This is a genomic window from Pseudomonas sp. AC070, from assembly GCF_979258635.1.
The window spans coordinates 2339237-2352853 of record NZ_OZ409871.1 but is presented as its reverse complement, the minus strand read 5'-3'; the positions used below and the strand labels follow the sequence as shown (position 1 = coordinate 2352853).

General features: G+C 57.3%; 11 protein-coding genes. All 11 read right to left on the bottom strand.

Features of this window, described 5'->3' with window-relative positions; all coding sequences use genetic code 11:
- Positions 1–2: 2 nt before the first annotated feature.
- Positions 3–503, bottom strand: a complete 501-nt coding sequence (gene tssJ / locus ACZZ0Q_RS10630; protein ID WP_463539040.1) for a type VI secretion system lipoprotein TssJ — start codon at positions 501–503, stop codon at positions 3–5.
- A 5-nt stretch (positions 504–508) separates the two neighbouring features.
- Positions 509–1705 (bottom strand): type VI secretion system-associated FHA domain protein TagH, encoded by a 1197-nt coding sequence (tagH, locus tag ACZZ0Q_RS10625; protein WP_463560549.1) that lies wholly within the window; start codon positions 1703–1705, stop codon positions 509–511.
- Between the two features lie 17 nt (positions 1706–1722).
- Complete coding sequence (locus ACZZ0Q_RS10620; protein ID WP_463542191.1) at positions 1723–1863, bottom strand: type VI secretion protein; 141 nt, start codon at positions 1861–1863, stop codon at positions 1723–1725.
- An 88-nt stretch (positions 1864–1951) separates the two neighbouring features.
- Positions 1952–3469, bottom strand: a complete 1518-nt coding sequence (locus ACZZ0Q_RS10615) for a sigma-54 interaction domain-containing protein (protein ID WP_463539041.1) — start codon at positions 3467–3469, stop codon at positions 1952–1954.
- 10 nt (positions 3470–3479) lie between these two features.
- Positions 3480–6092 carry a type VI secretion system ATPase TssH gene (tssH, locus tag ACZZ0Q_RS10610; protein WP_463539042.1) on the bottom strand — a complete coding sequence of 871 codons (2613 nt, stop codon included), beginning with the start codon at positions 6090–6092 and terminating at the stop codon, positions 3480–3482.
- Between the two features lie 13 nt (positions 6093–6105).
- Positions 6106–7113, bottom strand: a complete 1008-nt coding sequence (tssG, locus tag ACZZ0Q_RS10605) for a type VI secretion system baseplate subunit TssG (RefSeq protein WP_463539043.1) — start codon at positions 7111–7113, stop codon at positions 6106–6108.
- Positions 7077–8864 carry a type VI secretion system baseplate subunit TssF gene (gene tssF / locus ACZZ0Q_RS10600; RefSeq protein WP_463539044.1) on the bottom strand — a complete coding sequence of 596 codons (1788 nt, stop codon included), beginning with the start codon at positions 8862–8864 and terminating at the stop codon, positions 7077–7079. The genes tssG and tssF overlap by 37 nt, the downstream gene beginning before the upstream one ends.
- Before the next feature lie 117 nt (positions 8865–8981).
- On the bottom strand, positions 8982–9389 hold the full coding sequence (gene tssE, locus ACZZ0Q_RS10595) for a type VI secretion system baseplate subunit TssE (protein WP_463539045.1): 408 nt from the start codon (positions 9387–9389) through the stop codon (positions 8982–8984).
- Between the two features lie 13 nt (positions 9390–9402).
- A complete protein-coding gene (gene tssC, locus ACZZ0Q_RS10590; protein ID WP_463539046.1) occupies positions 9403–10878 on the bottom strand; it encodes a type VI secretion system contractile sheath large subunit in 1476 nt (491 codons plus the stop codon).
- 28 nt (positions 10879–10906) lie between these two features.
- Positions 10907–11410 (bottom strand): type VI secretion system contractile sheath small subunit, encoded by a 504-nt coding sequence (gene tssB, locus ACZZ0Q_RS10585; RefSeq protein ID WP_463539047.1) that lies wholly within the window; start codon positions 11408–11410, stop codon positions 10907–10909.
- Between the two features lie 32 nt (positions 11411–11442).
- Positions 11443–12999, bottom strand: a complete 1557-nt coding sequence (gene tssA, locus ACZZ0Q_RS10580) for a type VI secretion system protein TssA (protein WP_463539048.1) — start codon at positions 12997–12999, stop codon at positions 11443–11445.
- Positions 13000–13617: the final 618 nt, after the last annotated feature.

Here is a 13617-nt window from a genome sequence, read left to right as displayed (position 1 = left end):
GGTCAGTCAGCCGCCTTGACTAGCAATTCATGGGTATTGCGAATGCCGCTCTGGTCGAGCGTCAGATCGGCGTCGGTGACTTCCACCGGGGCGACTTGCAGGGTGTAACGCCATTTGGTATCCGGCAGGTCACGGTAGGCGGCGAGTACACCGACGTAGCGGCTACCCTCCTCGACGCTAAGCTTGAGTTCGATGGTTTCGCCCGGACGCAGCTCCAGTTCCTCGGTCGAAACCATGTCCGGAGCCAGGGATTCCTTGGCGCGCTCGTACAGGCTGAAGAAATCCGCGTTCTCGAACGCTACCGGGTGCTTGAGTTCAAACAGGCGTACAACAATAGGCGACGGACGACCGTTGAGGTCCGGGTTCAACTGATCGCTGGCCGTCAGCTTCAGGTTGAGTTTGGTGACGTGGGAATACGGCGATAGCGTCGAGCAACCGGCCAACAGTGCCAAGGTGGTCAGCGCAGTCAGGGTCTTAAAGAAAACAGTCGAGCGGCGAGACATGCGCATCATCCTTGGTGGTCGATGTGAAGGGTAGAAATCAGTCGGATCTGTTCTTCGTAGGCCCGGGCGAAGTCACGGGCCAGCAAGCGCTCGCTCCAATCATCGTCCTGACGCAGGGCCTGGTGATAGCGACCGTAAGCCCTCCAGCGACTGCCGGAGGTGGTGAGCAACAGTTTGTTGTCGCGCTCGAAACGCAGGATCAGCTGTTGCGGTGAGAAGTGTTCCAAGGTGCTGCGAACGGCGGCGCGGCTGGCCGACAGCAAAGCCACCTGATGCGCCTGTAAATCGCGAAACGCACGAGATATAGCCTGTTCAGGCTGTAACTGCCCCGGCTTGTTCGGCTGCAATAGAATGCCCAGTGCTTCACCGGCATCAACGGCGAACTTCAAAGGGTTTTTTTGAGATCCTTGCACGGTAGTCTGTGCAAGCCGCAATTCGTTTTTCAGCTCGCTGCGGGTGCGCAGGCTCTGCTGCAAACCGCCAACACTTTGCTTAAGCAGGCGCGCAGCGTTCAGTGCCAGGGCTTCGCGGGCATCGTGATTGAGGCCTATTATGTCAACGCCCAGCGCCGCACCAAAGTGCTCCCAGAAGCCTTCGCTCTGGCGCTCGACCGCTATCGGCTCCGGGGCGGGCGCTGGTTCGGCCGGGGCACCGATCAGCTCTGGCACCATCAAGCTTTCCATGTCGATGCGCGCAAAGTCGGCTCGCTGACGGATGTCTTGCGGCGCCGCGCGTGGCGAGATCAGCTCGTCGATTTCTGAATACACACGTTCCTGCTGGTCTAGAGCATTCAGCGGGTCTAGTTCGAGGAACGCATCATCAGGAATGATAGTGCCTGCGGCTTGCGGACGACCGACCTCCACTTCGGAAGTCGCCAGGGCATGAACTAACCGTGCACGGATCTCGAAATCACCCAGCACGTATACGCTGCCGTGCTCGATACGTACCGTATCGCCCTTGTGCAAACGTGCGCCGCTGGCACTGCTTTGGATTCCGTTGCTGCTGGTATCGGTCAGGTAAAACGTGCCTTCGCGGTAGCTGATCAACGCGTGATGGTTGGATAGGTGGCGCTTGCGATCCGGAATGATCCAATCGCAATCCTCGCCCCGCCCAATCACGCCGCCGGCCTGCTTGAAGGTCTTCTGGCACAGCTCTGATGGTACGAACTGCTTGGTGTTCAGCATTTCGAAAACCAGTTCCATGGTGATGCTCCTTGCGGTCACTTGCCGCGATTGACCGCCTGCGGATCGCCCAATGGGCGATAGGTGTTGTCGTTGTATTTGTAATTGCCGCTGCAGCCACCGAGGCCACATAGAACGACAGCTGTCAGAAGGACGACTTGCCAGTGACGAATAGACATCCAGAGGGTCTCCAGGGGCGGCACAAAGCACCAGCCCTTACGGTTGAGGCTGTTAAAGGCGGACGGATTGAAGTCAAGCGTGTTTGGCTTACACATCGACATTTCCCACATTGATGTTCAGGCGCCCTAGGCGGTAGAGGAATGTGCGCCGTGGCAGGCCGAGTTCGCGAGCGGAGAGGGTCTGATTACCGTCGTTCTTACGCAGGCAATCGATCAGCAAGTTGCGCTCAATTTGCTCCAGCCGTTCGCGCAAGTTCAGGTTTTCGAGTTCAGGTATGGCGTCCATACGCAGGGAGAAGTGCTCCACCAGCAACTCATCGCCTTCGCAGAGCAGCACCGCACGCTCGACCAAACCCTTGAGTTCACGCACGTTGCCGGGGAACGCGTAACGGGCCAAAAGATCCAGCACTTCGTTGGACCAACTCACCTCATCACGCTGCAAAAACGTACAGGCCTTGTTGGCGAAGTGTCGTGCCAAATCGAGAATGTCGTCTTCGCGTTGGCGCAGGGCCGGTAGCTCAATAGGGAACTGCGCGAGACGGTAGTACAAATCCTCGCGAAACTTCCCTTGGCTGACCAGCGCCAATAAATCCTGATGTGTCGCGGCGATGATGCGCACGTCAATCTTGTGGGTGTCGTTGGAGCCCAGCGGACGAACCTCACCCTCTTGCAGAACTCGCAACAACTTGGCTTGCAGCGACAATGGCATGTCACCGATTTCATCAAGCAACAAGGTCCCGCCGTTGGCTGCATCGAACAGCCCTGTTCGGTCACGGTCGGCGCCCGTGAAGGCACCTTTGCGGTAACCGAATAGCTCGCTTTCGAGCAAGTTTTCCGGGACCGCCGCGCAGTTCTGCACAATAAACGCCTGGGAACGACGCGGTCCGGACTCGTGGATAGCCCGGGCTACCACCTCTTTACCAGTACCAGTTTCACCACACAGCAGCACGGTGTAGGGGCTGTGCAAGACTTTGCTGATCAGCGAATAGACCTGACGCATGGCTGCGCTTTTACCCGTCAGGCCATAACCGCTGGCGCTCGGGGTGGAGATCGGTGCCGGCGATACGCCACCACTTGGCCGCCGTAAACGTTGCAGCAAATGCAAATGGCCCAGCACGAATGAGCCAAGTCGGCCAAACGAATCGGCGAAGCCTTGCAGTTCGATATGCTGATGGCTGGCACACAGCAATAACCCTTCCACAGATTTCTGCTGATTGACCAGCGGCACGCACATCAGTGACTGCCACGGCCTTGCCTGGCTCGGCAGAAAACTGGTCTCGTGCAGGCTGCCGCTCAATTCACTAATGAACAATACGCGGTTCTGGCACAGAGCAAATTGCAGCAGTTGCTCACCGTTGTAGTCCGCTGGCAAGCTAGCCGTTTCACGAGGTTGCAGGTTTCCATTGAGGCACTCCGCATTCATCCCGAGGCAGGTATGGGTAGCGTCCAGAAGGTACAGCTGTACCAACTCACAACCGCTGAGCTCAGTCAGACCGCGTACGAAGTCACCCAGCAGCGCAGTTCCATCCGTCGCTCGCGACAGGCTGGCGAACTGCGCAAGTAAGGCTTCGGCATAGAGCAGTGGTCGCGATACCTGACTGAACATCACACCCGCCTCAGGCAAACTCGCAAATCACGCTGGCGTTGCCATCAAGCGTTGCGTGAACGCGCTTGAGGCTTTCGCCGGTGGCCATCGCGTCCAGCAAACGGTCAGCCACCAACGGCAGCACGTGCAGGTCCAGCAAATGGTCGATCAGGCGTGCGCCGCTGTCGCTTTGGGTGCAGCGTTCGGCCAGGTGATCGACAAGGTCCTGTGAGTAAGTGAAGTCGAGCTGACGACGGTTCAGGCGCTCGCCCAGACGATCGAGTTTGATTTCGATCAGCTCGCGTAGCACCGACCCACCGACCGGGTAGTAAGGCACCACACGCATCCGCGCCAACAGTGCGGGTTTAAAGTGCTTGCTCAGCACCGGGCGAATGGTTTCTTCGAGAATTTCAGCCGATGGCCGTGCGCCGTTTTCGCAGAGTTCGCTGATGTGGTCGCTACCCAAGTTAGAGGTCATCAGAATCAGCGTGTTGCGAAAATCAATCTCGCGCCCTTCGCCGTCGTTAGCTACTCCCTTGTCAAAAATTTGGTAAAACAGATTAAGCACGTCCGGGTCGGCCTTCTCGACCTCATCGAGCAGCACGACGGAATACGGTTTCTGTCGTACGGCTTCGGTGAGCATGCCGCCCTCGCCATAACCGACGTAGCCTGGCGGCGCACCGATCAGGCGCGAAACGGTATGTTTCTCCTGGAATTCGGACATGTTGATGGTGGTGATGAAACGATCACCGCCGTACAACAAATCAGCGAGGGCCAATGCAGTTTCGGTCTTGCCGACGCCACTTGGGCCAACCAGCAGGAACACACCCACGGGTGCATCGGGCTTGTTCAGGCCGGCGGCGGTAGCGCGCATTGAGCGATCAAGCGTGTGAACGGCTTGTTCCTGACCACGAATGCGGGTACGCAGGTCAGCAGCGAAGCTGGCAACCTTGGCATTGTGCTCACGAGCCAGCTGCGCCAGCGGTACACCGGTCCAGGCGCTGATCACCTCAGCCACAAGACGCGGGCAGACCTCGAAGCTCACCAATTTCTCTTTGACTTGCAGCTCGGTCAGCGCTTTGTGAGTTTCGTTGAGCGCGGCTTCCAGCGTTTCGACGCTTTGCGCTTCGCCTACCGGCAGGGTTTCGATTACGGTTCCTAAGACGGCTTCACGAGCCTTGGCCAGTTGCTGGCGCAGTTCTAGCAGATGCTCAGCAAGTGCTTTCTGTTCGGTCCAGAAGGCTTCCAGCGCGACCGTTTCGGACTCTGCTGCTTCCAGGCGCGCTTCCAGCGTATCGAGCGCTTCGTGATCGATCAGCAAACCCGCTTCGGCATCGCGGCGCAGGGCCTGACGTTGACGGCCACCCTCTGCCAGTTCGCCGCGCAGCCGCTCCAGGCCTTCTGGAGCGGCTGCGAGGCTGATGCGCAAACGGGCACAGGCGGTGTCCAGTACGTCGACAGCTTTATCTGGCAGTTGACGACCCGCCAGGTAACGAGCAGATAACTCAGCAGCGGCGACCACCGCGTCATCGCGCAGGTAGATGCCATGGCTCTTCTCGTAGACCTGAGCCAGGCCACGCAGAATGGTCACCGCCTCGCTGACGGTTGGCTCGTGCAATTGCACCGGTTGGAATCGACGGGCCAGCGCCGGGTCTTTCTCGAAGTGTTTTTTATACTCAGCCCAGGTAGTCGCCGCGATGGTGCGTAACTCTCCTCGAGCCAACGCTGGCTTAAGCAGGTTGGCGGCGTCAGAGCCACCGGCATTTCCGCCCGCGCCGGTCAGGGTATGGGCTTCGTCGATGAACAGGATGATTGGCCTCGGCGACGCTTTGACTTCATCAATCACACCTTTTAGGCGACGTTCGAATTCACCTTTGACGCTGGCGCCGGCCTGCAACAGGCCCATGTCCAGAGACAGCAATTCGACGCCTTTCAACGCTTGCGGCACTTCACCAGCAGCAATACGCGAGGCCAGGCCTTCGACGATGGCGGTTTTACCGACGCCAGCTTCGCCAACAACAATCGGGTTGTTCTTACGGCGTCGAGCAAGGATGTCAACCATCTGCCGGATGGCGCCGTCGCGGCACAACACCGGGTCGAGTTTGCCGTCGCGGGCCTGCTGGGTCAGGTTGTGGGTAAAACGTTGCAGCAGAAACTCACCCGACACAGCCGGTTTACCGGAGTCCGACGGATCTTTCTGGGACAAAGCGAATTCTTTCAGACGTTCGACATTCAATTTGGCCAGCATCGGCTGGTAGCGACTGCCGGCGTAGCGCATTGGGTTACGCAGCAACGCGAGAATCAATGCAGCCTGTTCGACCTGGGTCTGGCCCAGTTCAAGGTTGGCAACCAGCAAGGCATCTTGCAGCCACTGCACCAGTTCCGGAGCGAACACCGGATTGCGCGAAGCGCTGTGCTCGGCCCGTGATTGCAGTGTTGCACTGAGTTCACCAGAGTCTACTTCAGCATCCAGCAGCGCACGGGCAAGCAAGCCTTGCGGACGCTCCAGCAAACCCAGCAGCAGGTCCTCGACCAGGATCCTGCTGCCGCCACGCGCCACACAGCGTTCGGCGGAACTTTCCAGGTCACGACGGGTTTCGGCATCCAGCGCCTGGATGAGTTGTTGCAGGTCTACGTTAATCATTTGTCATCTGTCCTTAATGAGTTTTGCTGCCCAGAGTCACCACACCGTCCGCTTTTTCGCGGCCGAGCCAACTGGCCCATCCCAGGCGACAAGCGTTTTGCTCGCCAATACGCAGTTCGCGAATTTCTTCGTGGCGCAGCATCAGGCGAATGTCGTAATCGAGCGGGTCACGCAGGGTGAACCGCACCAGTGCACACAGCGGCTGGTAGCCGAAACCGATTGGCAGAAACTCGTGAAAGCGCTGCCAGTCAAGTTCGCGGATGTGAATCCGAAACTTGCCGCTGCGATCGCGCACGGTCTCCCCCAACACCACGTCTTCACCAAGCACAGAGTTGGCTCGCCCCAGGCGATTACGCTGTTCGTCGAGGATGTCCACATGGCGCTCGATGCACTGCTCGATGGTCAGCTCGGCGTGTTTGAAGTAGTAACGCAGCACCGCTTCGATCAGCGCCGCCGAGTGCGCCCGCAAGCTGAGCAGGCCGAGGTACGGCAGCAGGCGCTTCCAGTTCAGTTCCTGGGCCTTGCGAATCTCTTCGCCGCCCAGGCCAATCAGGGCAAAAAGCTGTGCGGAGAACGGGTCTAGGGCACCACTCTGGAAGCTTGCGCGGTAGCGGTACTTGCGCCAGATCGGCAGCATTAGCCGTTGCAGGCGATGGTGAAACAGGTCAAGGAAGTTACGGGTCGGGTTGCCGTCTTCGCTATCGCCCAGTGCCTGCTCGCCATAAAACGCCGGCAGAGGCGACCCGGAGCCCACCAGGCCAATCAGGTTGAAGCGCAGGCGCGCGCACATCTGCCCGTGCTCATGAAAGAACTCAACGCGATCAACGTCACTGCCCGGGAACCCCAGACTGGGGTTGGCCTGAAATTCCAGTTGGTCGTACAAATCGTCTTGGCTGAGGTGAGGGTGTGCTTCACGTAGTCGGTCAACGACTAACAGCACTGCCTGAAACAGCGAATATTCGCGTATGCCTCGGGTCAGTCTGCTTAAAGAAGCGGTTGCAGGCCCATACGTGGTGTCCATTGGTACACCTCTCCCTGTGTGCTTTTTACCCGCAGTTCGTGGTAGGAATTGAGACTGGCGTAAAGCGCGAAAAACTCGTTAAGAACCGAAGCGAAAACGAACAGGTCGCCCTCACCGATATACCCTTGCGGGTCCATGGTCAGCTCGGTGCGCAGCCCGCGAACTGGCAACCCTCGGTGCAATCGATCGACGTGTTGATGTTTGATTGACTTGAGTCCGTCGAGCAGGCGTTTGCTGACTTTCTCAGCGTGTTGGTCGTAGTAGCGCGGCAGGTCATAGGTTTCGAGAATCACCTTCAACGCGTTCACATCGGCCAGCGACAGATAGTTCAGCGACATGTTGCTGATTAGCTTCCACAGGAAGTCACGATTCAGTGGCGGCGCGAAGCTCGACGTGGCGGGGGTGATGTTGCGAAAACTCAGGAACTCTGGCGTCTCTTCGCAGGCCAGGCTGATGTCGCCGAGCTTGAGCTTGCGCGGCAGGTTCTGGTTGGTGCAAATCAGCTCGATCGACAGGGTTTCCTGGGCTTCGGTGTGGCGAATGCCGAAGCTCAGGTAAGTATCGAGGCCGTCGTGCAGCGAGGAAGAACGCTGGCGAATACTGTAGTGAGGGCGACTGGTGGGTACGTCGAAACTCGGATCGTGCTCGAAGGATTCGAACGGCACGTACTCCTGATAACCAAGGCCGCCGGGCTTCCAGCCGGTGACGGTTTCCACGGAAAATACACCGCAGTTTTCCAGATCGTAATCGGCTGGCAGCAGCAGGTATTCGTCTTGCTTGCCGTCGAGTCGGATCGGCAGTGCATCATGCGTGAACAGATTAACGATGGGCGTACAGTGAAGCTTCACGTTGTCCAGGGTCGGCCGCATGCGCAGGACCCCACTTTTACGAATGTCGAAACGCAACTCCAGACCGCGCATCTGCTTGAGGATGTCTGCCGCCAAAGCCTGGAGTAAGTCCAGGCCCTTAATATCGACGAAAAGGAATTTGTCCTGAAAGGCGAAATATTCCTGCAAGTAACGGTAGCCACGGAAGGTGTTGAGTGGGTATGGGATCAACGCTTCCTCTTCAGCAAAACCCACCGGCTGCACACGGTCACCAGGCATCTTGAACACCATTGGCATGCCGTTGACGCCATTAATGGGGTCGCCAGCGCCGTCCAGCGGAATCAGCTCAATGCCGTCCAGGTTACGCAGTAGGCTCAGGTACAGCATCTGGCTGATGTAGCGCTCGCCAGCAAAGTGCAGACGTAAGCGGCTCAATTTCAGCTCACCGAGGTGACCGTCGGCGGTCATTTCCAGACGTAGGCTTAACAGCGAACCGTCGCCCTTCACCGAGTAGTTCAGCGCAGTTAGGTCCAACGGCAGGACTTCAGTTGGATAGCAGGTGCGGAAGCGGCAACGCACGTCATCAATCGGAACGCTTTCCACTGGTGTATCGCGCTCGACCCTCAATGCCGGACCAGAGCGTTTCAACGGATCAAACTGCAAAATGCTGAACGACGGCAGTGGTCGCATGTAGTTGGGCCACAGCAGTTGCATCAGCGAATGGCTGAGCTCTGGTAATTCGTCATCGAGTTTCTGGCGCAGACGTCCGGTGAGGAAGGCAAAACCCTCCAGCAACCGCTCCACGTCCGGATCCCGCCCGGCCTGCCCGAGGAAAGGCGCCAACGCGGGGCTACGCTCGGAGAAGCGACGACCTAACTGACGAAGTGCTGTGAGCTCGCTTTGGTAGTAGTGGTTAAAGGACACGGGGTACCTGCCTGGTATTCGAGCTCATGAACAAACCGTCCAGGTAGCCCTGCGCTTCAACCGTGTTCATGATTATTGGCGTCCTGTCTGTTTGGACGTCGGTGCCTACGAGTCTCATTAGCTGACCTTGACTTGACCGCTACCATCCAGGCACGCGACGAAACTGACCTGGCGCTTGAAACCATCCACTTCCAGCAGGCCGTCAATATTGAAGGACAGGCGAAGCTGATCGTGATCACGCGGCAGGGAGATCACACGCACATTGCTCAGGCGTGGCTCGTAGGCCTCGATGAAGTTTTCGATGGCCAGACGGGCCTGACTCAGGGAATCATGCAGGCTCAGACGCATGTCATTGAGATCGGGTAGCCCATAATCGGACAGCGTTTGCACGCTGCCCGCACGGGTGCTGAGCATTTTCGCCAGATGGGAAGCCACGGACGCCATGGCGGAGACCTCACGGCTCCAGCCGACGCGTTTGTCCGCGTAGCCACCCAGGCGTTCGAAAAGGCTGCCGTATCCAGTCATGAGTTAGCCCCGCTTACTCTTTGTCCAACTTGCCAACCAGCGACAAGGTGAAATCGGCACCCATGTACTTGAAGTGCGGGCGCACGTTCAGGCTGACGCGATACCAGCCAGGCTCGCCTTCAACATCGCTGACGATGATCTGGGCAGCGCGCAGTGGACGACGGCCACGCACTTCGGCGCTCGGGTTTTCCTGGTCGGCCACGTACTGGCGGATCCACTTGTTGAGTTCCAGCTCGAGGTCGGTGCGTTCTTTCCACGAACCGAGTTGCTCGCGCTGCAGCACTTTCAAGTAGTGAGCCAGACGGTTGACGATCATCATGTACGGCAGTTGGGTGCCGAGCTTGTAGTTCAGCTCTGCTGCCTTGCCTTCTGCGCTGATGCCGAAGAACTTCGGCTTCTGCACCGAGCTCGCGGAGAAGAACGCCGCGTTGTCGGAGCCTTTACGCATGGTCAGGGAGATGAAGCCTTCTTCGGCCAATTCGTATTCGCGACGGTCGCTAACCAACACCTCGGTAGGAATCTTGGTTTCGATTTCGCCCATGCTTTCGAAGTGGTGCAACGGCAGGTCTTCAACCGCACCACCGCTCTGCGGGCCGATGATGTTCGGGCACCAGCGGAATTTGGCGAAACTGTCGGTCAACTTGGTACCAAATGCGAAGGCGGTATTGCCCCACAGGTAATGCTCGTGGCTGTTGGCGACGGTTTCTTTGTAGACGAACGATTTGACCGGATTTTCTTCCGGGTCGTACGGGTTGCGCAGCAGGAAACGCGGCACGGTCAGGCCAACGTAACGGGAATCTTCCGACTGGCGGAAGCTCTGCCACTTGGCGAATTGCGGGCCTTCGAAGTGGTCTTTCAGATCCTTCAGGTCCGGCAGACCGGTGAAGCTTTCCAGGCCGAAGAACTTCGGGCCGGCCGCAGCAATGAACGGCGCGTGAGACATGCAGGCAACACTGGACACGTACTGCATCAGCTTCACGTCCGGCGAACTTGGGGACATAAAGTAGTTGGCGATGATCGCGCCAACCGGCTGACCACCGAACTGGCCGTATTCAGTGGTATAGATGTGCTTGTACAGGCCAGACTGCATCACTTCCGGCGAATCGTCGAAATCGTCCAGCAGGTCTTCTTTGGAGACGTTGAGGATTTCGATCTTGATGTTTTCACGGAAGTTGGTCCGATCGACCAGCAACTGCAAACCACGCCACGACGACTCCAGGGACTGGAAGTCCGGGTGGTGGAGGATTTCGTCCATCTGACGGCTGAGTTTGGCATCAATCTCGGCGATCATGCGGTCAACCATGGCTTTCTTGACCGGCTCACCGTTGTTCTGCGGCTTGAGCAGCTCTTCGATGAAGGCTGACACGCCGCGTTTGGCGATGTCGTAGGCTTCGTCGTCCGGCGTCAGGCGGGTTTCGGCGATGATGCTGTCGAGAATGCTGTATTCACTATTCTCGTTAGTTTTCTGCTGCGCTGCACTCTTACTCATCGTGTTGGCTTCCTTGGCTGATGGGGGCTCAGGTGTTCTGGGCGGAGGCGTTCAAGCCCAGTTCACCCAAGACTCGACCACGGGATTCGTCGTCGGCGAGAACGCCTTCGATAGCTTTGCGGAACGCAGGTGCGTTACCCAACGGGCCTTTAAGGGCCACCAACGCGTCGCGCAATTCCATCAGTTTTTTCAGCTCAGGCACTTGCTGGACCAGCGAGGCCGGATTGAAGTCTTTCATCGAACTGACGCGCACTTTCACCGCCAGCTCTTCAGTGTCGCCTTCTTCGTGAAGACGGTTTGGTACGCTCAGTGTCAGCTCCAACTCTTGCTTGGCCAGCACTTCATCGAAGGTCATTTTGTCGATGCTGATCGGCTTACGATCTTCAACTTTGCGTTCATCCTTGCGGTGGGTGTAGTCACCGATTGCCAGCAGCTTCAGCGGCAGTTCAATCTCTTCCCGAGCACCGCCAGTGGAGGGTTTGAAGGTGACGTTGATGCGTTCTTTGGGGGCTACCGAGCCTTCTTTGGCCATGGCTTTTCTCCTTGCGGTTGTGGCCCTGGGGCCTATTCGAGTACCACTTCGAGATCGAGGTGGCACAACCTGCGATAAATCTCTTCTTTGCGCTCTCGTACAGCATGGTTCTGCGGCAACGACTCGCAGCAGCTATGCAACAAATGCAGCACTTCGAGCACAAGATCGGGCTCCCAGGCTTGCAGACCTGAGTCGTATAATGTTTGGTCGAGGGTTTCGAGTTGGGTCTTGGCCAGTTCGTATTTCTTGGCCAAAAAGCACAGCCGCGCGAGGGCGAACTGCCAGAAGAATCGGGCACGCCCGCCGTGGGCACTTTGCAACCCCTGCTTGAGTATCTGCACGGCAGCCTTGAGGCCGTCTTTACGCAGGATCGGCAGGACTTCCTCCAAGGCTAACTCCCACGCCAATTGGGTGTCGGTTGCTTCAACCTTGCGTAATGCACTGGAGGTTTGCAGATGCGGCGTGACGTTCGCACTGATCCAGGCGCGAGTGGCCGGATCTGCGAACGGGGTACCGTTGTGAAAGCGCAGTTCGATGATGCCGGGCAGGCGCTGAATAAATAGCGCGAAGTGAATCTCCACTTCGCGCATCGCCACCTCAGCGTTCAGCCCTTGCAAGCATTCCCAGACCATTCGCTGACCATCGAACCAGAATGGCGCCTTCGCCAGACTCGCCTCCAGCTCCACGATCAGGTCTGCGTATTTGGCTTGATCATAGCGCTCCTGATAGGTCTTCAGTTTGTCTACCGGCAAACCGCGTAACGCGGTGATCTGCTCGGTGTTGCGCTCAGGAACTGTGTCGATGGGAAGCCACAACAGCGTGCGATTGAGGCGCAGCGCGCGCAGGTCGGTAGCTTTCTGCTTGAGCCACCAGGCGCACAATGGACGGGCGTTTTCCTGCTGGGCACGCAGGGCCTTGTGGGCTTCCTTCTCGTTATCGATCGGCGCGCCGGGAGTGAACAGCTGCGTGGTGGCCTGCTTGACCTGGGCCACAACAGCGCCGACCACACCGGGCTCTGGCTGGTTGTCGGCAGCGCGCTGGACCAAGTTTTTCAGGCGACGGGAGATCGGCAACAGCAACGGCGCGTCGCCGCCCAGGTGCTCGGTGCAGGCAGCATCGAGACCTTCTAAGTGCTCCACCATCCGGCGGAACAGCGGCAACTGCTCTTTGATCGCGATACTTTCGTTTAGCACCTGCTCAAGACGCGGAACCAACCAGTTGATGGCAGCGGAGCGAGTGCGGGCTTTGTGCGGGTGAAGTTCGGCCCAGTGGTTTTCACAGAGGTGATGCAACAAACCGAGACCGGCTAGCAGTCCCTGGAAGGATTCGCGCTGGTATAAACCCCAGGTTAGCCAGGCGCCAACTCGTAAATCCTTGGACTGGGTACGTAACAAATTTTCGCTGTTTTCGCAGATTTTCAGCCAGTCGATCTGACCGCTTTCGTGCATGGACGATGATTTACCCAGCTCGCTTTCCAATGCCTCATATTCGTTCGAAAAGCGAACGTCTTCGCCCGCGAAACGCTCTTCGGAAACAGAGGTTCTCGCGAGGTCAAGATAATGAGCAGAAAGTTTGCTGGAGTAAGACATCCATGACCTTTAATTAGTTTTGCAACACCGCACCCATTGGAGTTGTAACGGTGCTCGACAGCCAGAGAGACTTTAAATTCGTCATTGCGACGCGCGCGATTTATGCGAGCACAGGGCAATCAGCGGAAGCTCGCATTTCAACGAGTTTTTTATAAAAGTCCGCTCCAGCGCATTGGTGCTTAAGTACTCACTAGCCGGACCTAAATAAATAAAACATATCTACACCCTCTAACGCCCCCCTTACTTTCTGGCAACTTGAGAGTCTCTCGAAGACAAACGCGACGGGCTATGATTCGCGCATCTTACACCCATTGCGACAGACAAGGATGTAGCATTTTTCTGAAAATGCACCGGGGAAATTCCTGAAGCCTAATACTATTTGGATACTTCTCTAGCGGCATCGTATCGCGCACTATGCGCCAAAAGTTGCGCACTGAATTGTGAATAACCCTGTGGATACATTCCCGCAGATTAGGTATTTCATTGCTTACAGGTAAGTGCGCAAGAAGTTGCACAGCATTGCGCAACTCCTTGCGCACTTTTATTGATGATTCCTGTGTAAGTAATTGGTTAGATCTACGACTTTCCAGTCATAGCACTGATAGATAAGGACTTTAG